The sequence below is a fragment of the Archangium violaceum genome (genome assembly GCF_016887565.1).
GTDB classification, from domain to species: domain Bacteria; phylum Myxococcota; class Myxococcia; order Myxococcales; family Myxococcaceae; genus Archangium; species Archangium violaceum_B.
The window spans coordinates 6,788,030-6,808,342 of sequence record NZ_CP069396.1 but is presented as its reverse complement, the minus strand read 5'-3'; the positions used below and the strand labels follow the sequence as shown (position 1 = coordinate 6,808,342).

The following is a 20,313-nucleotide window of genomic DNA, read 5'->3' as shown; positions in this document are numbered from 1 at the left end:
TGCCGGGCACATGGCCCCTTCCGACGCCGCGTCCGGGACCCTCGAGTTCTCTACTCCGCTTCTCTGTCAGCAACTGTGGAACGGTGACCATCAGGTGTTCCCCGTGGTCGCGCCGGCCCTGACGAGCCACGCCCCCACCCGCGAGGCCTGTCTCGCCGAGCAGCGCCTGTTCCTCGAGGAGCACCTGTCCCACGCCGAGCCCGAGGAGCTCGCGCGCTTCTCCCTCCCCGCGCAGGTGCGGCTGGAGATGCTGGAGATCCTCGCGCCTCGCGCGGATCTCCCCAAGCGCCTCGTCAAGCCCACCACCGTCGAGCTGGCCACGATCGTCGTGCCCCTGGCGGAGGAGCTCTGGGTCTTCGTCCCCGCGCTCGACCACACGGTCCACGTGGGCAGGAACCAGGACGTCCGGGAGACGGTCCGCGCGGACGTGGAGCAGCTGCTCGCCGCTCGCGAGCCGACCGCCCATGAGTACCTGCGGCTGCTGCCACCCAAGTCGGTGACGCTCGAGACCCTCCACCTCCAGCTCCGGCGCCAGGACGCGAGCGAGAAGAGCCGCCAGGCGAAGAAGAAGCAGCAGGAGAAGCTCAGGCGCGAGCAGGCGCACGAGGTGCTTCTCTCCGTCTCCACCCCGCTGCATGATCGCGACGAGGCCCGGCATGGACCTCCGCTCATCGGCCGGGACACCGAGCTCGCCCTGCTGTCGAGTCTGCTCGGCGGCGAGAAGCGGCAGGGTGTGCTGCTCGTCGGCCCGGAGCTCTCGGGCAAGACGGAGCTGCTCCTCGCGTGGTTGCGCGCGGAGCGGAAGGTGGGCCGCCAGCGGCGCGTATACGCGACGAGTGGCTCGCGGTTGATCGCCGGCATGTCCGGCTTCGGCCAGTGGCAGGAGCGCGTGCTGCGCGTGATGCGCGCGGCGCAGGAGCTCGATGCCGTCCTCTACTTCGAGAACCTCGGCGAGCTGCTCGCGCAGCACTCCACCGAGTCCATCGACATCCCCGGCGCGATGAAGCCCTTCCTGGAGGAGGGCAGGGTGCGCCTGCTCGGCGAGCTCACCCCCGATGCGTTGGATCTGCTGGAGAGCCGGCACCCCGGACTCTTCGCCGTGCTCGGGCGCGTGCGTCTGGAGCCGTTGGATGTGCGCCACACCCGCGAGGCCCTGCGCGCCCGGTCGACCTGGCAGCGGAAGGCGGAGTCCTCCCGGCCCACGCTGGCCGATGACGCGGTGGAGCCGCTCGTGGACCTGGCCGAGCGCTACCTGCCGGGCCGCGCGCTCCCGGGCAAGGCCCTGCGGTTGTACGAGGAGATGCGGGCGGGTCTCCAGCAGGAGCGCACGGGCAACGGCCAGGCCCCCGTGCTCACCCGTGAGCGGGTGTACTCGCTCTTCAGTCTGAAGACGGGTGTCCCCGAGTTCCTGCTGCGCGAGGATCGGGCACTGCTCGCCGCCGAGGTCGAGGCGCACTTCCGCCGCCAGCTCATCGGCCAGGAGCTCGCCGTGCGCCGCGTCGTGGAGACGCTGTGCATGGTGAAGGCGGGACTCCAGCCCCAGGGCAAGCCGCTGGCCACCTTCCTCTTCGTGGGCCCCACCGGCGTGGGGAAGACGGAGCTCGCGCGGCTGCTCGCCACGTTCCTCTTCGGCTCGTCCGAGCGGTTGTTCCGCTTCGACATGAGCGAGTTCATGGACGCCTGGGCCGCCGAGCGTCTCATCCGGGGCAACGCCCAGGGCGAGGGGCTGCTCACGCGGCGCGTCCGGCAGCAGCCCTTCTGCGTCCTCCTGCTCGATGAGATCGAGAAGGCCCACCCGGCCGTGTTCGATCTGCTCCTGCAGGTGTGCGGGGAAGGGCGGCTCACCGATGCGCGCGGACAGACGGCCTGGTTCCACAACGCGCTCATCATCATGACGAGCAACCTCGGGGTGGCGCACCGCCGCAACCCGCTGGGCATCGGGGCCAGCGAGGTGGACGACACCTCGTACTACCTGCGCGAGGTGCACCGGCACTTCCGGCCCGAGTTCGTCAACCGCATCGATCAGCTCATTCCCTTCCACGCGCTCACCTCCGAGCAGGCGGCAGAGGTGGCGCGGCTCGGCGTGGACAGGCTGCGGCTGCGGCGCGGTCTGTTGCAGCGGGGCATCTCGCTCCACGTGCCGCCGGAGATCACCACCTCGCTCGCGGCATCCGGCTACCAGGAGGCCTATGGCGCCCGCGCCATGCGGCGGCACCTGGATCAGCAGCTCGTCGTCCCCATCGCCCGCGCGCTCTCCTCGGCGGGGCCGGAGGCCCAGGGCGGGCGACTGGTGATCGCCCCTCGCCCGGAGGGAGTCGCGGTGGAGCTGACCCGGGGGAGCCCCAGGTCCGCCCGGAGCCAGCTCAGCCTGGTGCGCGACCTTCAGTCGGAGCGGCGGACCCTCGACGCGCTCTTCCGGTTGGACGCGGTGGAGCACCTGCGGGAACAGATCGCCTTCCTCGTGGCCCAGCTCTCCCAGGGGGACCGCAACCCGCGCGGCCCCGAGGCCGTTCCGGTGGGCAAGCTGCAGAGCGATCACAGCCGGCTGGAGGAGCTCTGGACCCAGGCCCAGAAGCTGCGCTCGGCGCTCGTGGCCGCCGAGGAGCTGGCGCTCATGGCCCTCTTCGAGCAGCAGGACGCCACGCCCTTCGTCGAGGACGCCCACGAGCAGAGCCAGGCCCTCCGCCGGTTGATGCCGGCCCTGTTGCTCTCCCTGCAACCCCGGCGTGACGCCCTCACGATGATCCTCCAGGAGGCCGGTGAGACGCGGGCGCTCGAGCACTGGCTGCTGCCGCTGCTCGCGGACGCGCCCCGGCGCGGCTGGTCGGTCGGCGGCCGCCTGTCGGAGATCGGCAAGGGCAGCGAGCGCACGCGCAAGTGGGGTGACGTGCTCAACACCGAGGACCTGCGGCGGGCACTCGTCGACCCCTCACGCACCTTCCACGAGGTGCTGCTCTCGATCAACGGGACGAACGCCGGAGCCTTCCTGGCGCTCGAGGCCGGACTGCATCGCTTCCCCCCCACGGAGAAGGACGAGGCCGTCATGCTCACGATCCGGCCCGTGGCGACCTTCACCCTCCTGCACGAGAAGGAGCTCGAGCTGCCAGCCATCGCCCCACCGGCCCAGCCCCCGCTCAAGGAGCTCCGGCTGATGTCCGCCACCCGCGAGCACCTCCCCGAGGGAGAGCTCTCGCTGTGCGATGGCGCGCGCCAGTTCCACCTCGGCGGCCGGAACTATTTCCAGGAACTCGAGCTGATCCTCCTCGAACACATCCTCCACCTCGAAAAGGCCGGGAGCTTCGACCCCGAGAGTGGCTTCTCCTTCGCGCTCGATGTGCTCCGGGGGGCGAAGTCATGAACCTCACCCTCGCCGTCTACCAGAGCCGGGACGCCTCCGGCACCTTCCGCTGGATCACTCTCGGGCTCGGCCCCCATACCCGGGGCCGCGAGGGCAGGAGCACCGTCAAGCTCCAGCAGAAGCTCGTGGAGGACCTGCGCGGCATCATCGGCGAGCTCCCGGTCCGGGACCTGACCTGGTTCCAGTTCCCGCGCGGCCTGCGCTTGGAGCGCATCCAGCTCGAGCTCGACTTCAAGCGCGTCCACACCGCGGCCGAGACGCGGCGGCTGTCCGGCGTCTTCCCCCTCATCCTCGAGCCCCGCTTCCGCACGCGCGGCGAGCTCATGACCATCGCCTACCACCCCGCGCGCCAGGACGAGTGGTTCCCGGTCGATCCGGGTGCCAGCCTCGAGGAGCAGGCGAAGCTCTTCTTCACCCGCTCCTGGGCCCGGTTGGAGCCGTACCAGCACGAGTCCCTGCGCTCCAACCGCAAGGACAGCCTCAAGGCGCTCGCGTTCGTGGCCCGGCCCAGGTCGCTGCTCGACGAGCTCGGAAAGAAGAAGGGGCCCTGGGACGATCTGGAGCTCAAGGACCCGGCCGGGAAGAAGAAGAAGCCGAGCGGGGGCAACCAGGTGCTCCACAACCTGGGGACGAACCTCACCCTCCAGGCCGCGGAGGGCTCGCTCGAGACTGGGATGCCTCGTGTGCCCTATCGCGAGCAGTTGCAGCTGCTGCTCGGGGGCGAGCGGCGCACCCCGGTGCTCCTCGTCGGCCCTCCCGGCGCCGGCAAGCGCACCCTGCTCAAGCGCTTCGTGGCCGATCAGCTCGACGCCGATGGCTTCCAGACCCACCGCAACCTGGACAAGGTGACCGAGGTCTGGTCCATCGCCGGCAAGCGGATCATCGCCGGCATGAGCTACGTGGGCGACTGGGAGCAGCGCTGCCAGAAGCTGCTCGAGGACGCCAGGGGAGGGCGCCGCATCCTCTTCGTCGAGGATCTGCACGCCTTCGGACGCATCGGCCGCTCGCGCGACAGCGACACCCATCTCGCGCTCTTCTTCCAGGGAGCGCTCTCGCGGGGGGAGATCACCCTCGTTGGCACGGTGACGCCGGAGCAGCTCCAGCGCCTCGAGTCCGACGCCCCGTCCTTCGCCGCGCTCTTCACCCAGCTCCACGTGCGTCCCACCAGCACCGATGAGACCCTGCGGATGCTGCTGCACGAGGCGCGCGAGCTGGAGGCCCGGCAGCACGTCTCCTGGTCTCCCTCGCTCTTTCCGATCCTGCTCGAGCAGGCCAGCACGCTCTTCCCTGGCGCCGCGCTGCCGGGCAAGGCGATCGATCTGCTGCGCGAGCTCGCCACCGATCGGGGGGCCCAGGGCCCGGAGATCGGGATCGACGACCTCTTCACCCACCTCGCTCGCAAGACGGGCCTGCCGGACTTCCTGCTCCACCCCCAGGCGAAGCTGGATCCGGAGGACGTCCAGGAGGCACTCTCTCGCAAGGTGATGGGCCAGCCGAAGGCCGTCCAGGAGGCGTGCGATCTCATCGCGCGCATCCACTCCGGGCTCACCGATCCCCGCAGGCCCTATGGCGTCTACCTGTTCACCGGACCCACCGGCACCGGGAAGACCGAGCTCACCCGCGCGCTGGCCAGCTACCTGTATGGCGATGCGTCCCGTCTGGTGCGGCTCGACATGGCCGAGTTCCAGACGGCCGACGCCGTCGCCCGCCTCACCGGCGACGTGTTCCAGCCCGAGGGCCGGCTGACGCGCCTCATCCGCGAGCAGCCCTTCTCGCTCGTGCTGCTCGACGAGATCGAGAAGGCACACCCCTCGCTCCTCAACCTGCTCCTGCAGACGTTCGACGAGGGCCGGCTCACGGATGCCTCGGGAGAGACGGCGGATTTCACGCACACCGTCATCGTCATGACGAGCAACCTCGGGGCCCGGCGCAAGCCGGCGGTGGGCATCGGCGAGCCGGACGCGCGAGCGCTCGCGCTCGACGCCGACCGGGCCGTGCGCGAGTTCTTCCCGCCCGAGCTCTTCAACCGCATCGACCGCATCGTGCACTTCTCGCCGCTCTCGCGCGAGGCGGGCGAGAAGGTCGTCGAGAAGGAGCTCGCGCGGCTGCTGTCCCGGCACGGGCTGACGTCCCGCAACATCTTCGTGTCCGCCGACGAGGCGGTGAAGCGGCGCATCGTCGAGGAGTCCTTCGATGCCCACCTGGGTGCCCGTCCGCTCAAGCGCTACCTGGAGGAGAAGGTAGGTCAGGCCCTCTCCGAGGCCATCATCGGTGGACCCCAGGCGTTGATGCGCCTGTTCCAGCTCTACACCCGTGAGGGCGGTTTCGCCGTCCAGGCCGACGCGCTCGTCCCCCGCGAGCCCGCGGTCGAGGGGTTCGCCCTGGAGCCGCTCCTGTCCCTGCCCGTGGCGAAGCTGCGCGAGAAGATGATCGAGGCGCGCGACGAAGTGCAGCGGATGCGGCTCAGTACGGACCTCGGCGCGCTGTCCGAGCAGGTCCGCTTCCACCTCGAGCGGCTCCAGGCCGGAGACCGGGAGCACGCCGCGTCGCTCTACACCCTCGACTCGATGCGGATGTTCCTGGAGGAGTTCGCGGCCCAGCTGGAGTCCTTCGCCCGGGCTCCCGAGGACGAGGCGCGGGAGCTGATCGAGGTCGAGCGCTTCGGCGTCATGGAGCGCGCCGTGCACGATGACTACAAGGGCGGTGTGGATCGCATCCGGATCTTCGATCGGCGGGCGCTCGCGCCAGCGAAGGTCGTCTCCCGTGAGCAGATGCTCGACGCCCTGGCCGAGGTGTACTTCCTGCAGCGCATCCTCCGGGGTCTCTCCAGCCCCGCCCAGCACGTGGTCACGCTGGAGTTGCTCCCGCTCGGGCAGTGGCGGCAGGGCGCGGCCGAGGGCTCACTGCTCACCGAGTGGTTGTGCGAGGCCTATGCCGGCTCGCGCGGGGAGATCGAGGGCTTCGCCGCCCACCTCCCCGGAGGGGCCCGGGTGTCCGGTGGCCTCCGGCAGCTCCGGGAGTTCCTGCATGCTTCCCTCCTGGAGCCGGTGCACGTCGCGCTCAAGCTGGTGGGGCCGGGCATCCGGCCCTTCTTCGAGGGCGAGGCCGGGCTGCACGTCTGGCAGTCCTCGGGACGGCTCCCGGAGATCGTGAAGGTCCGCGTGCACGAGGAGAACGCGCCGGAGCCCGTGAGGCTGCTCGAGCTGCACGAGGCGAAGCTCCGGGCCTTCCACAAGGCGCGCCAGGAGGGCGCGAGCCCGCTGCCCGAGGATCCCGAGTCGGCCGCTCCCGTCGTCCGCGCCTACCGCTTCGAGCCGCCTTCCCGTCAGGGCACGGTGTCGGTGATGGAGATCGACGACTACCTGCTCACCTACAGCGGCAGCCACCGCGTCAAGCACCTCGCGGATGCCCTGCCCACCCTGTGGCGCCTTCGGATGAGCCAGAACCCATGAGCGACAAGAGCCTTCGCGTCTACTTCACCACCCACCACGACGGCCGGCTCACCGGGCAGCTCCTGCCCGTCTGGGAGAGCTTCTTCGACGAGCCCCCTCCGTCCGCCTACGGCACCAGCGAGTCCGAGGTCCAGGCGCTCCTGGAGACACGGGTGCGGCAGTTGCTGCTCGACGACCCCACGGCGATCAACCGCTTCCTGTGGGAGGAGGAGCTGCAGGCCCGGACCATCGCGGTCGAGGTCCACCCGCAGACCGTGCACAAGAAGCGGCCGATCATCTCCAAGGCGCTCGTCCCGCTGAAGCTGACGTACGTCTACGGGAAGATGGAGAGCGGAGCCTGGCGCGTGCGGGTGCCTCGCTTCGGCTGGTCGTTCGTCATCGAGGAGCTCTCCATCGCCCGCCAGGTGCTCCAGCACGCGCTCACCACCGCGCTGCTCGGTGAGAAGCCCAAGGGACTCTACGACTTCCGCCACGAGGGCGAGGAGTTTGTGCGGAGCTGGGATCCGGGGGGGCTGGAGCTGGAAGAGAAGCGCGGTTCCGGCGAGGAGCCTCCGCCTCCGGTGCTCGATCAGATCGGCGAGGAGCTGACGTCGCGCGCCCTGGGCAGCAGGCAGCCATCGCTGGTCCATGACGGCGGCTCCCTGGCGGACTGGCTCGCCTACGCGAAGCGCCAGCCGCCGCAGTCGCTCCTCCTCGTCGGAGGGCCCGGAGTCGGCAAGACGAGCCAGGTGCTCAGGCTCGCGCGGGTGATCGCGGAGCGGCGGCGAGAGGACAAGGAGGCTCGTCTGCCGAACATCTGGCGCACCAGCGCCGAGCGCATCGTGGCCGGAATGGTCTACCTGGGCATGTGGCAGGAGCGCTGCCTGAAGATCATCGACGCGCTCTCGTACGAGAACCACTACCTCTACGTGGACCGGCTCACGTCCCTCCTGGCGCCCCAGCCGGACGGATCGTCCATTGGAGATCTGCTCCTGCCCGCCGCGATGAGCGGGGAGATCTCCCTCATCGCCGAGTGCTCCGAGGCCGAGTTCGAGCGCTGCCAGCGGCGCTTCGCCGAGGCGCTGCGGCCCTTCCGCGTCATTCGCATCGAGCAGCCCGCGGCCTCGGAGATGCCGGCGCTCATGCAGCGCTACCAGGCGGTGAAGCACAGCCGGGTGAGCATCCACTCCCTGGGCCTGCGGCAGCTCGTCGGCCACCTGGAGACGTTCCAGCGCGACACCCTGTTCCCCGGGAAGGCCTTCCGTTTCCTCGACTGGTTGGAGCAGCAGGGCGAGCGCGGCAAGGCCCGGACGCTCTATCCCCGCGACGTCTCCGAGGCCTATGCCCGCTATACGGGACTGCCCCTCCAGCTCATCAGCGATGAGATCCCCGCCGAGCAGACCACGCTCGCGGCGCAGCTGAAGCAGGGCGTCATCGGACAGGAGCGCGCCTGCGAGCGGGCCGCGGGAGTGCTCGCGCGCTTCAAGGCCGGGCTCAATGATCCGGAGAAGCCGGTGGGCACGCTGCTCTTCGCCGGGCCCACCGGCGTGGGGAAGACCGAGCTGTCCAAGCAGCTCGCGCGCACGCTGTTCGGACACGAGGAGCGGATGATCCGGATCGACATGTCCGAGTACATGCTGCCCGGCTCGGCCCAGCGGCTGATGGAGGTGGGCCCCGGCATCACCAGCCTCGCCGAGCGCGTGCGCCAGCAGCCCCTGTCCCTCGTCCTGTTCGACGAGATCGAGAAGGCCCACCCGGATGTGTTCGATCTGCTGCTCGGCATCCTGGGGGAGGGGAGACTCACCGACAGCCTCGGGCGGCTGGTGGACTTCCGGATGACGGTGGTCTGCATGACGAGCAACCTCGGCGTCGAGCAGTCGGAGCCCGCGGGCTTCGGGGCCGAGCGCGGCGCGGAGGACTTCCTGCGCGCCATCCGTCAGGCGTTCCGCCCGGAGCTGTTCAACCGGATCGATCACGTCATCCCGTTCCGCCGGCTGTCGGAGGCGGACGTGCTGCGCATCGTCGACCTGGAGCTGGAGAAGGCGGCCTCACGCGCGGGGCTGTTGCGGCGCCGATTGAGGCTGGTGGTGGAGCCGGACGCGCGGGCCTGGCTCGCCCGTCACGGGTACGATCCGAAGCTGGGGGCTCGGCCGTTGAAGCGGCTCATCGAGGCCAGGGTGATGGCCCCCATCGCCGTGAGGCTCTCGGCGGATTCCGGACTGGAGGGCGCGATGCTCCCGGTGGTCGTCGCCGGCACCCAGGCCGAGCGGATGCTGCGGCACGAGTACCGGGCCCTCGCGACGGTGCTCGATGACTGAACGGCTGCATCTGCTTCTGGCGGACGCGGAGGAGCAAGCGCCGGTGCTGAAGGCCGGGCTGGAGTTCCGCGCGGTCTGGGACAGCCCGAAGCCCGGCCAGCTCCCGCGCCGCGTGGAGGCGCATACGCTCGATGCGCCCGGCGGGGATCCGAACGACCTGGCCGCGCAACGCTGGGGAGTGATCGCGCCAGAGGGCAGGGAAGGGGATGAGATGCTCCAGGCGCTCGAGCCGCTCATCCGCCACCGGGAACGCCAGCAGGGCGCCTGTGCGCGCCGGTACCGGGTTCCTCCCGGCATGGACGCGGAGGCGGCGGTCCGGTGGAGGGATTCCGAATACCGCGCCGAGGATGTTCCCGAGGAGGAGCGGCCCCGGTACCTGCTGGTGCTCGGGGATCTCCATCAGGTGTCCATCGAGCTGCAGCAGGTGCTCGTGCACAGCGCCTTCGTGGGCCGGCTGCACTTCTCCGGGACCGGGGGCGGGACGGACCTCGAGGGCCATGCCGCCTATGCGCGGAAGGTGCTGGCCAGTGAGCACGCACGCGAAGCCGCCGAGCTGCCCGAGTCCCTGTTCTACACGGCGCTCGACGGCTCGGGCGCCACCGAGTGGGGAGAGCGCCTGCTGGTGCAGCCGTGCCTGGAGGCGATGAAGACGAAGTGGGAGCGGAAGCATCCGGGGATTCGCGTCCAGCGCGTTCCGTACGGGAGCGGCGGTGTCGACGAGCTGGTGGATGCGGCGGGGCGGGCGCGCGCGGGGGTGATGCTCACGGTCTCTCATGGCCTCGGGGCGCCCCCATGGGGGTGGTCGTCGGTGGAGCGGCAATGGGCGATGCAGGGAGCGCTCAGCCTGGGGTCCGGTCAGGTGCTGTCCGGAGACATGCTCCGGAGCACGCCCTTCCTGCCGGAGGGCATCTGGTTCTGTCTGGCGTGCTTCGGGGCCGCCACTCCGCCGGTCAGCGCCTTCCATGCGTGGCTGGAGATGCTCGCCCAGGCCGGGGCGTACCCGGGGTCTCCCGAGGACGTGTTGCGGTGCCTGCCCCAGCCGGGACAGCGGCCCTTCCTGGCGGCGCTGCCCCAGGCCGCACTGGCCAACCCTCTCGGACCGCTGGCGGTGATCGGTCACAGTGACCTGGCCTGGTCCGTGGGGTTCTCCGACCCGGACAACCTGCATCGCGGCCGTGCCTCCAGGTTCCTCTCCGTGCTGGAGACCCTGGCGCGTGGAGGCCGAGCGGGCGTCGCGCTCGATGCGCTGATGCGCTTCTACCGGGAGGTGAACGACTCCCTGATGGCGCTGTACCAGCTCCGACAGGACGCGGCCGTCCGGCACAAGCCAGACCCGGTGAATCCCGCGAGGCTCGGTGGGTATTGGATGCTGCGCAATGATCTGCGTGGCTACATCCTGCTGGGGGATCCGGCGGTGCGGCTTCCCTTGAAGACGGCCTGAGAGTGATGCGAGCCGTGACGCTCGTCGTAGGGCTGACTCCACCGCCCGGTCGGGCGAAGAATCTGGGCTACACGCCGCGCGTGGCCGCAGCGCACGAATGGGTGGAAGGGGTGAGCGACGAACATTCGCGCGTCCTGACCGCGGTCCCTCGTGACGCCGTGGAGTCTGGGCGGCGGAGCGCCACACTGACCCGTCGGGCGGTCCATGCTGCCATCGATGACGTATCAGGCTCCACCCACCGTATCGCCGGCTCGCTCTCCAAACTCGCGGCCAATCAGGCGGGGATCGGCGGTCGAGTCAATGGTCTGTTTGGCCGCTACGTCGTCTATGGCGCACAGCAATTGCGATGGAGCAACGCCGCGCTCGGTGGCGCCACCACGCTGGCGGACGCTGCCTCGGAGGTGGATGACCCGGACATGGAACTCGCCCTCCTGCGCCTCACCGGCCCACGGCTCCAGGCAGCCATGTTCGGCTCCCTCCTTCTCGCCGCATGGCTCGATTTCCTGAATACGTCGCAGCTGAGCAGCCAGGTCCCCCCGGCCCGGGACACGCTTGAGACGCGGAGCTGCACCGTCTTGCCATCTCCGAGGTCGACCCGATAGTCGCCGCCCTCTTCCACGCGAGAGCCGTCGCCGTCGAAGCGGAGGACGCAGCCCTCTGGGTTACGAATGACGGCGGCGCCAGGACGATGATGGTGGGCGCCGCCAACTGTGCCGTGAACGCTGACTCGTCCAATCTCGGCTCCAGCGGTGTCATACAGGGTTGCCATGCGCGTTCTCCGGGCTGCGGAAGGCGAGGCGGCGCCTCGCGGGGTGAAGAGTTTGAGGGCTCCCCGCGAGCGGCGCGAGCGGTGGCCCATTCGGCGGTGCCGCGAAGAGACGAGACTCCGGGCCTTTGCGGGCCCGTCCCCCCCCCCTGTAGGGTTGGCCTTCCTGCATCCTATCCTCTGGGGCTGATGCTCCTGGGGGAGGCCAGCGCCATGTTGAAGAAGCACCCGAGTCCTGCGGTGGGGGAGGGCGGCGGAACGCAGCTCGATGTCCGGCGGAGCCCGCCACCCTGGGCGCCGGCCGGGGCCCTCTGGCTCATTGTCCTGTTTCTCCACGCGGCCTGCGCCACGCAGGGGCCCGGGGCGGGGAGAGGGGCCGGGGGCGGTCGCGCGGGGGAGGAGGCGGCGGAGAGCGAGGCGCGCTCGGCGCCGAGGGAGCTGCAGCCGGTGCTTGTTGTGTACGCGGCCGAGGTGGAGGCGCGCGGCAGCACGCGGGTGCTGGCCGTCACGCGGGAGGAGTACCAGCGCGCGGTTGCGCAGCTCCTCCAGCACCACCAGGTGCACGGAACGCCCCAGGAGGCCGCCCAGGGGCTGCTGCAGGCCATGCCCGAGGAGGAGCTGCTCGCCGAGGTGTACCGGGACAGGGTTCTCGCGCTGGTGCCCCTCACCGACAAGGGCTCGCTCGTCCCCGAGGCCGAGGCGGCGCTCAAGGAGAAATACCTCCGGTGGTGTCAGCTACGGGGCGGCGGTGACTGCCTTGGCCTCTTCACGGACGGGCCCTACCTGCGCACGGACGACAGGCGCACCCTGGCGCTCGCCCTGGCCTTCGGGGGTGTGCTCGACGAGACGCGGGCGGCCCTCGGACGCGAACTCAGCCCGCAGGCGCTGCTCTCCTCGCTGGTGTGGGCCGCGGGCCTGTACCTGGCGCTCTGGCTGCTACCGGAGCCCAGCACGAAGGCAGTGGCGGCCGCGCTCTCGGTGGTGCTGCTGGCCTGGCTGGGTGTGGACGCCATGTGGGGCCTCATGGACGGGTGGGCCAGCATGGCGCACGCGGCGCACGAGGCCACCACCTTCGAGGAGCTGCGCGACGCCGGCGAGGCCTTCGACAAGCGCATAGGGACGGACGCGGCCCGGGCCCTCATCCTCGCGGTGGCCACTCTCACCGGGCGGACTCTGGGCGAGGTGGCGACGCACCTTCGCTCGCTGCCGAGGTTCAGCCAGATGCAGGCGCAGTGGGCCGCCCAGGGAATGGAGGGCTCGGTCGCGGTGGCCATGGAGGAGGCGGCCGCGGTGGAGGTTGTGGTGGAGCAGAGCCGCGCCCTCGTCGTCCTCACCTCCCCGCAGGCGCCGGTTGGCATCAACGTCCTGGCGCGGAGCAGTAGCTCGGGAGTTGGTGGAGGGCACACGGGCACCGTGGCCATCCAGCACCGCGGTGGCAACAAGCAGGTCATCCTCAGCAGTGGGGAGCGGTGGCACCTCCCGCGAGGCAAGAGTTACAGGGACATTCCGGCGGAGGACCGGCTGGGCGACGAGCTGCAGGCTGCCGTGAGGGAGGAAGCGGCTAGGTGGTCCCGGGCTATGCTGTCGGATGACGAAGTGCGGGCAATCGACAGGATGCGGCGCCGCGGCTTGGAGCATCGTGTGAATCTCCTGGAGCGCCAGGCGCGAGGGCGATGGGTCGAGGCGCAGGTGAAGGACCGTTTCCCGGGCTTGTCGTGGAACAGCCGGGGCGTCGACATCACGGGCCCGAGCGGACAGAGTTACCATTACGAAATCCTGTCCGGCACCGAGTCGAACTTCGCGCTGCACGGGCGCCGGATGGGCAGCACATTCTTCCGCATGATCTTCTTCTGAGGTCCTCGTGACTCCCAACATCCACTACGAGAAGCGAGAGATCATCGGCGAGCGGCTGGAGCTGCTGAAAGGCCCGTTCTACTGGCTCGGCCCCGACCTGACGCTGCGCGACTGCACGGTCATCATCAGTGCCGCGCGGCGCGCACTGAGCCTGGTATCAGGGCAGCTCGTCAACTGCACCATTCAGGCGAAGGGCCAGCTGAAGGGCCTGCCGTGGGCCACGATGAAGCTGAAGGGGTGCCGGTTTAAGGGTAGCTACACCGGCAATGACTTCGGCTTCCGCGAGGACGTGGACGAGAGGTGGAGGGCGGGTGGGATCGACGACTGCGACTTCTCCGAGGCGCAGCTCGAGGGGTGCCGCTTCTTCAATTGCGACATGGCTTCGATTCGGCTGCCGCGCTGGCCGTGCTTCACCTTCCTGGACGCACGCCGGCATGCGGCGGAGCTGGCGCGGCGCGGGTGGCCTGGGTCCTTTGACTCCGTCATCAGGACGGTATGCGATCCGCCAAAGGGCACGGTCGCGTCGGCGTGGCACGCGCCCACCATTGCGAAGAAGAGCGACACAACTGTCGAGGAGCTGCGCGCAGCCCTCGAGGGGGCGCCTGGGATCTTCATGTAGGGTCCGGGGTGGGGCCAATCCGTGCGCTCGCGCGCTTGGCGGTGATGTGCGGCGCGCTCGAGTTTAGGCAGGCCGAGAATGAGGAATTCGACGTGGCCGTCGAGCGTGCGCGCGCGAGCCTGGTCATCACGCGCTCTCGCATCCGTAAGAGCCTGCGTGCCTTTCCCGGGCAGGTGCCCGACAACGAGGAGGAGCTCGCCGGTACGTAGGTTCCCGAGATGCGGGCTGCTCGCGGAACGGATTCCTCTGGCAGCATCGAAGGGCGAGCTCCGCCGGGTGTCTAAGCCATGTGGACTAAGGTTCACATGGCTTAGATCGCAAATGGCCCGGCGAATGGAACCAGATGATCATGGAGGCGCTGCAGAAAGCAGAGACCAGGGCTGGCCGGATGTTGAAGCCGAGCGAGATCCTGAAAGTCGTCGCGGGGTATATGAAGGAATACAACATCCCGATGAACTTCACCCCGTGGAGAGGACGATGAGTGAAGGACATGCTTGGCTGGGTAACTGGAAGGCCCGCCTGTATGAGCGGGTCCGCGAGCTTGGTTATGATTCGCTCACCGCCTTTGCCCAGGCGCGCCCCACTGCCTCGTTGGTGGAACTGGCCAAGGAGCTTGGCGAGGACGACGTCGCCGGGATGCAGGTGTTCAGAGGGTTGCTCATCGAGGCAGAGCAGCGCAATCAGGTCACACGCCTGGTGCGCGAACAACTCGTACGCGAGCTGTCTCAGCACCTTCCGAACGGCTGGCCGGCCGTGCTGGACGACACCAACCGTTTCGATATCGCCCACGCACTCGCCCGTTGGAGTACCTACACCCCCGTAACCCATAAGGCTCGTGTCGACCAGGTCGGCGATGCGCTCCTCGCCACGCCGCCGCCTCCCGGTTGGCGCCCGCTTGGTCCGGACGACGAGCTACTCCGCACGCTCCTGCCCGACGAGGAAGTCTGAGGTGGAGCCTCAAGGCGTCTGTCTGGAGAAAGGACGGCGGCCGTATGATTGCTCGCAGGCCTCATATTGTCGCCGGGCCTTCGTGTCGTCCTCGTCGAGATAGGTGCGGCGCAAGCCAATCGGCAGGCAGTCGGTGCTCACCTTCCGCAGTGCCTGCTGGAGCACTGGAATGGACAGGGTCCAGATCCTCGCGACCCCGTCCTCGGAAGCCGTGACGAGGCTCTGGCCATCCGGGCTGAACGCGGCCGAGTAGACGACTCCCCCATGAACCCGAAGCACCACGGGCGTTCCCGCGCTATCGGTGCTCCATATCCGGACCGTGCCGTCCTCGGAGGCGGTGACGATGCGTCTCCCATCCGGGCTGAACGCGGCCGAGTAGACCCCTGCTTCGTGTCCCTGAAGCACCACGCCGGTGCCCACCCCATCGGCGCTCCATACGCGAGCCGTGCCGTCCCTGGAGGCCGTGACGATGCGCTGCCCGTCCGGGCTGAACGCGGCGGAGGTGACCCGGCCCTCATGCCCTTGAAGCATGACCTGGGGTCCCTCGCCGTTCGTGTGCCACACGCGGGCCGTGCCGTCCTCGGAGGCCGTGACGATCCGTTGCCCATCCGGGCTGAACGCGGCGGAGGTGACCCGGCCCTCGTGTCCCCGAAGCGTGACCGGGTGCCCTGAACCATCGGCGCTCCACACTCGTGCCGCACCGTCCTCGCAGCCGGTGACGATGGACTGGCCATCCGGGCTGAACGCGGCGGAGAGGATCCTCCCTTCCTGGCTCCGCAACTCCACCTCGGGCGTCCCCTCGTTATTCGCGCGCCGCACCCGGGCCGTTCCCTCCGAGACGATGACGACGCGCTGCCCATCCGGGCTGAATGCGGCCGAGTAGACCTTTCCCTCGTGGCCCTGGATCACGGCGAGGGGCTCCGCGCCATCGGTGCGCCACACCCGCGCCGTGCCATCCTCCGAGGCGGTGATGACGCGTCCCCCAACCGGACTGAACGCGGCGGAGACGACCCGCCCCGTATGTCCCTGGAGCCGTAGGGGAAGGCGCGGGCCCTCGATGCTCCACACCCTGACCGCGCCATCCCGGGAGGTGGTGACAACGCGCTGGCCGTCCGGACTGAAAGCCGCGGTGCGGACACTCCCTCCGTATCCCTGGAGCACCACCGGTGCGCCCGTGCCATCGGCGTTCCACACCCGGGCCGTGCCGTCCTCGGAGGCGGTGACGATGCGCCGACCATCCGGGCTGAACGCGGCGGAGACGACCCAGCCCCCGTGTCCCTGGAGCACCACCGGAGCCACCGAGTCATCCGTGCTCCACACTCGCGCCGTACCATCCCAGGACGCGGTGACGATGCGCCGCCCATCCGGGCTGAACGCGGCGGAGTGCACACTCCACTCGTGTCCCCGGAGCTCCTGGTGGGGTCGCGAGTCGCTGACACGCCACACCCGTGACATGCCGTCCTCGGAGGCGGTGACGATGGACTGGCCGTCCGGACTGAACGCGGCGGAGTGCACGATGCCCTCATGCCCCTGGATCACCCGAGGGGGTTCCGAGCCTCCAGCGCTCCACACCCGGACCGTGCCATCCTCCGAGGCGGTGACGATCCGCAGCCCATCCGGGCTGAAGGCCGCGGAGGTGACACCTCTCTCGTGACCCCGGAGCACCACGGGGGCTCCCGAGCCATCGGCGTTCCACACCCGGGCCGTGCCATCTTCCGAGGCGGTGACGATGCGCCGCCCATCCGGGCTGAACGTGACCGAATGGATGGGCCCTTCATGTCCCCGGAGCACCACGATGGGGCCCGAGCCGCCAGCGCTCCACACGCGGGCCGTGCCATCCTCCGAGGCGGTGACGAGATACGAGCCATCAGGGCTGAACGTGGCGGACAGGGCTTGAAGCCCTCCCAGCGTCAGCTCGGGCGGGTAGGCGGCCAGGAGCTCATAGGTGAGCTCCATCCAGCCGGGGATGTCCGCGGGCCGGTCACTCTCCAGGAGCAGCTTCGAGGCCAGGGCGGGTTGGTTGCGGCTCACCAGCTCCCGGGCTCCCGCGAGCAGGAACAGCTCGTGCGTCCGGCCCGCCTGGGCGAGCGCGTCCTGCCGGGCCTGATCCGAGACCTTCGTCTGCATCCAGATCCAGACGAGCAGCGTGCACAGCACGAGTGCCGCCGTGGAGGCCGTCGTGGCGATGAGCTGAAGCCGCCGCCTCCGCTCCGCTTCTCCCCTGAGCCTCCGGTCCGCCTCCTCCTTCAACCTGCGCTTCTCCTCCTCCTCCCGCTGCCTGCGCTCCTGGTGCTCCTGGAGCTTGCGCCGCGCCTCCGCTTCCTCGCGCCGCCTGCGTTCGGCCTCCTGCCGCTGCTGCCGCGCCAGCTCCCACTCCCACCGCAACCGCTCCCGCTTGAGCTGCAGCACCTTCTTCGCCAGCCAGTCATGCCCCAGCTCGAAGTACCGGCTGCCCTGGTGCTCCTCCGCGTGCAGCACCCGCGCCTTCTCCAGGTGCGCCAACACCTGCTGCGCGCTGCTGGCCGGCAACGCGGCGCGCGCCTGGTTCTCCATCAGCAGCGTCCGGCCGCCGTTCTCGTCGATCAGCCGCTCCTCCAGCAGCCGCTCCGCGTCCGCCCGCAGTGGCCCCAGCTCGTCCAACGTGAACTCCAGGTAGCGATTGAGGATCGGCGCGGCCTCGATCAGCACCACCTGATCTCCACCCCGCACCTCCTCCTCCCAGAGGGCCCGGCAGACGATCTGCGCGTACGTCGCCTGCACCTCCGCCTCGGGTGACTTCTCCTGCCCGGGGGTCCGCACCTGGAGGATCAGCTCCCGCATCTGTTCGGGCGCCCAGGTCAGGGCCGGCCTGCCCGCCGCCGCGGCCCGGCACGCCACGTTCTGCATCTCCGCCACCGTGAGCGGGCCCAACCGGAACCCATGCTCGAGCAGCACCCGGTGTCCCCGCGCCCGCTCCCGGAAGGGCCCCAGGTAGTCCTCGCGCAGCGCCAGCAGGAGCCTCACATTCGGGGCCGACTGCCGCGTGAGTGCCGCCAGGCGCTCCAGGAGCACGTCCACCTTCTTCGGATCTCGCAGCGGAAAGAAGAGCTGCTCGAGCTGATCCAGGTAGAGCAGGATGGTCTGTTCCGAGCCCAGGAACGCCTGGCGCACGGCCTCGTCCAGTGCCTCCTGGCCGTGGCGGCTCCCCTCCAGATCGAGCTGGTCGCACATGGACTCGACGAGCCAGTCCAGGGGCTCTTTGTCCGCGGGCCACCCGTCGATGATGACGGTGCGGTGCTCGTGCTCCTCCTCCAGGACGGGGATGGCCCCGGCGCGCACCAGCGAGGATTTCCCCGCCCCCGAGGGACCGGAGAGCGTGGTGCACGAGTAGGCGAGGAGGTGGCTCACCAGCCGCTGGGTCATCTCCTCGCGGCCGAAGAAGCGGTCACGATCCGTGGTGCGGTAGGGCTGGGGGCCCGGAAAGGGATTGAGGAGGATCCCATTGCCCGTGGCGGGAGCGAGCATCATGGGACCTCTTGGGGCGCATGGGCCTCGAGCTGGGTGACGAGCTCCGCGTCCCCCAGCTCCAGGGCTCGCACGCCCTGCTTGCTGGGCAGACCATCTCCCCGCTCCCACAACACCTGTTCCTTCTCGCCGGGCTCCAGGAGCACGAGGCTCCGGGTCGGCAGCTTCTTCCCGTCGAACAGCCGGTGCAGCAGCATCCGGTGGTGCCAGGTCAACATGGACAAGCCCAGCAGCAGGGCCGGCTGGTTGCGCAGCGCGGCCAGCAGGGGCGTGGCGAGATCCGGGGGCAGCCAGTCCTCCAGTCTGCGGCCTCCCAGCAGATAGTCGTCCTCGGTGAGGAAGGGCTCCTCGAGCTCCAGGGGATGGCTGAGCGGGTAGCCACAGTAGGGGCGGAACACCACGATGGACTGGCGGGGATTCATGGCCTGGTACAGCTCCTGGAGCTGACCGTCCTCGGGAGTCAGTCCCGGCGCCGGCAGGTGCAGGCTCTTCCAACCGTCACCCTGGTGGGCGGTGCGCCACATCACCCGGATCCGCGACCCGCCCGGCCCCGAGGGCTGGAGGGTGCAGATCGTCCGTCCCGGTTGCTTCCGCGCGAGCGCGAGCTCCAGCACCGGGAGCCGCAGCAGGGTGAGGTGAAAGCCGGGGACGAGCCACCGCGCCAGCGCCTCGACGAGCGGAGAGTGGCGGGCGATGTTCTCGAAGATGTCGCGGAACTCGACCTCCAGGGCGCTCTTGTTGAAGCGCAGCGCGTAGCGCTGGGTGAGGGCGCTCATCGGCAGTCCGGGAGGCGGGTTCTCCTGGGCATCCCGCCTCAGCCGTTGCTGGAGACGCTCGCGAAACTGCTCCAGCAAGGGGCGCTCGTTCCTCCAGCGGTCTCCCAGCACCAGCGAGAAGCGCTCCCCCAGCACCCCCTGGAGGGCCGGGGGCATGAACGAGCGCTCCGCCGGAGCCGTCGTGGGGGCCGGAGCAGGGGAGAGCTTGCGGCGCTTGAAGTTGAAGAGGACGGGGTTGCTGCCGCGCAGGTACAGCACGGGGGAGAACGCGGCGGCGCCGCTCGGGGACTTGCTCAGCACCATGCGCCTGGCGACGTTGAGGCTCTGGGCCACGTCGCCCTGCTGCTTCGCCGCGCTGGTGAGCGCCTTGTAGAAGGCGGACGAGCACAGCCGGGCCACGTTGGCATCCACCGGCCACAGGTAGGCGATGACGGCCTCGATGCCGTGCTGCACCAGCAGCTCCGCCGCGCTGGCCAGGGGCCCCGGTTCGGCTCCCCGGCAGGCCTCGAGGACGATCAACCGGAGATCCTTCCGGTCCAGCTGCTTGATCTCCTGGGCCAGCAGCTCCACGTCGAGCCAGTGCTCCTGGCCATCGTGATCCACGAGCCGCAGCTGGGGCGTCGACTCCTGGACGCGCCCGTGACCGATGAAATGGAGGATGTGCAGCTCCCGCTCGTCCCTCAGTCGCTCGAAGAGATAGTCCTCGCTCGCGCTGACTCCGGCGATGGGCTCCAGCCACGTGAGCTCCCCGGCCTCGATGGACTCCTGGAGCTTGAGCCGCAGGGGCTCGTGCACGGTCAGATCCGAGGGCGCCACCACCATCAGGTGCACGCCCCTGCCGACGTCGCGGGCCTGCCAGGGTTCCCCGGAATGGACTCCCCGGACGGGGAACAGCGTCGGCGAGTTGCCCAGGAAATGGCGGTTCGTCCTGGGCTCGCAGAGCGCTTCCCAGGGGAAGGCCTTGAGCTCGCTGTCCTGGAGCACGAGGCGCAACAGCACCTTCCTGTCGTCCGCCGCTTCGTGCAACCGCGACAGCGTCCGCTGGAGATCCCCCCGGAAGATCGCCTCGTGGAACGCGTGGGCCTGTCGGAGGAGCCCCGGCTCGATGGGTCCGGCTTCCTCGACTGCTCGCTTCAGGTTCGTGGCGAAGCCCCGCAGGAGCTCCGGGGAGAAGGACGGGTCGAGGGCATGTGACGGAGGATTCTCCTCGCGGCTGCTACGTGCCGAGATCCGCGTCTCGGAACCGACGCGCGAGATGGTGATCTCCAGCCACGGATTCCTCTCGACTCTTGGCATGC

The 20,313-nt window shown here is 69.7% G+C and carries 11 protein-coding genes; 9 read left to right on the top strand and 2 right to left on the bottom strand.

What is annotated here, in order from left to right; genetic code table 11:
• Positions 1-10 precede the first annotated feature (10 nt).
• The 9 genes from JRI60_RS27380 (at position 11) to JRI60_RS27345 (ending at position 14,735) form a co-directional block, all read left to right on the top strand.
• The gene (locus tag JRI60_RS27380; RefSeq protein ID WP_204218828.1) at positions 11-3,358 is read left to right on the top strand and encodes an AAA family ATPase; all 3,348 of its coding nucleotides are present in this window, start codon (positions 11-13) and stop codon (positions 3,356-3,358) included.
• The gene (locus tag JRI60_RS27375) at positions 3,355-6,810 is read left to right on the top strand and encodes an AAA family ATPase (RefSeq protein ID WP_204218827.1); all 3,456 of its coding nucleotides are present in this window, start codon (positions 3,355-3,357) and stop codon (positions 6,808-6,810) included. The genes JRI60_RS27380 and JRI60_RS27375 overlap by 4 nt, the downstream gene beginning before the upstream one ends.
• Positions 6,807-9,107, top strand: a complete 2,301-nt coding sequence (locus JRI60_RS27370; RefSeq protein WP_204218826.1) for an AAA family ATPase — start codon at positions 6,807-6,809, stop codon at positions 9,105-9,107. The genes JRI60_RS27375 and JRI60_RS27370 overlap by 4 nt, the downstream gene beginning before the upstream one ends.
• Positions 9,100-10,548 (top strand): hypothetical protein, encoded by a 1,449-nt coding sequence (locus JRI60_RS27365; protein ID WP_204218825.1) that lies wholly within the window; start codon positions 9,100-9,102, stop codon positions 10,546-10,548. The genes JRI60_RS27370 and JRI60_RS27365 overlap by 8 nt, the downstream gene beginning before the upstream one ends.
• A gap of 14 nt (positions 10,549-10,562) precedes the next feature.
• On the top strand, positions 10,563-11,150 hold the full coding sequence (locus JRI60_RS27360) for a hypothetical protein (protein ID WP_204218824.1): 588 nt from the start codon (positions 10,563-10,565) through the stop codon (positions 11,148-11,150).
• Positions 11,151-11,527: 377 nt separating this feature from the next.
• Complete coding sequence (gene sitA5 / locus JRI60_RS27355) at positions 11,528-13,168, top strand: SitA5 family polymorphic toxin (protein WP_239469751.1); 1,641 nt, start codon at positions 11,528-11,530, stop codon at positions 13,166-13,168.
• Between the two features lie 7 nt (positions 13,169-13,175).
• Positions 13,176-13,787: a hypothetical protein gene (locus JRI60_RS27350; protein ID WP_204218823.1), complete on the top strand. Its 612-nt coding sequence runs from the start codon at positions 13,176-13,178 to the stop codon at positions 13,785-13,787.
• Between the two features lie 349 nt (positions 13,788-14,136).
• The gene (locus tag JRI60_RS54620) at positions 14,137-14,268 is read left to right on the top strand and encodes a hypothetical protein (RefSeq protein WP_275439003.1); all 132 of its coding nucleotides are present in this window, start codon (positions 14,137-14,139) and stop codon (positions 14,266-14,268) included.
• Entirely contained in the window at positions 14,265-14,735 is a 471-nt protein-coding gene (locus JRI60_RS27345) for an NUDIX hydrolase (protein WP_204218822.1), read from the top strand. Before JRI60_RS54620 ends, JRI60_RS27345 begins: the two co-directional genes overlap by 4 nt.
• Positions 14,736-14,744: 9 nt before the next feature.
• Here JRI60_RS27345 and JRI60_RS54615 read toward each other — a convergent pair whose 3' ends face one another.
• Entirely contained in the window at positions 14,745-18,242 is a 3,498-nt protein-coding gene (locus tag JRI60_RS54615; protein WP_204218821.1) for an LpqB family beta-propeller domain-containing protein, read from the bottom strand.
• Positions 18,239-20,311: a CHAT domain-containing protein gene (locus JRI60_RS27335; RefSeq protein WP_204218820.1), complete on the bottom strand. Its 2,073-nt coding sequence runs from the start codon at positions 20,309-20,311 to the stop codon at positions 18,239-18,241. Before JRI60_RS27335 ends, JRI60_RS54615 begins: the two co-directional genes overlap by 4 nt.
• Positions 20,312-20,313 lie beyond the last annotated feature (2 nt).

Coding starts and splice junctions, on each gene's coding strand:
- JRI60_RS27380 (WP_204218828.1), top strand. CDS start 11: ATGGCCCCTTCCGACGCCGCGTCCGGGACCCTCGAGTTCTCTACTCCG.
- JRI60_RS54620 (WP_275439003.1), top strand. CDS start 14,137: ATGGAGGCGCTGCAGAAAGCAGAGACCAGGGCTGGCCGGATGTTGAAG.
- JRI60_RS27370 (WP_204218826.1), top strand. CDS start 6,807: ATGAGCGACAAGAGCCTTCGCGTCTACTTCACCACCCACCACGACGGC.
- JRI60_RS27345 (WP_204218822.1), top strand. CDS start 14,265: ATGAGTGAAGGACATGCTTGGCTGGGTAACTGGAAGGCCCGCCTGTAT.
- JRI60_RS54615 (WP_204218821.1), bottom strand. CDS start 18,242: ATGATGCTCGCTCCCGCCACGGGCAATGGGATCCTCCTCAATCCCTTT.
- sitA5 (WP_239469751.1), top strand. CDS start 11,528: ATGTTGAAGAAGCACCCGAGTCCTGCGGTGGGGGAGGGCGGCGGAACG.
- JRI60_RS27335 (WP_204218820.1), bottom strand. CDS start 20,311: ATGCCAAGAGTCGAGAGGAATCCGTGGCTGGAGATCACCATCTCGCGC.
- JRI60_RS27375 (WP_204218827.1), top strand. CDS start 3,355: ATGAACCTCACCCTCGCCGTCTACCAGAGCCGGGACGCCTCCGGCACC.
- JRI60_RS27365 (WP_204218825.1), top strand. CDS start 9,100: ATGACTGAACGGCTGCATCTGCTTCTGGCGGACGCGGAGGAGCAAGCG.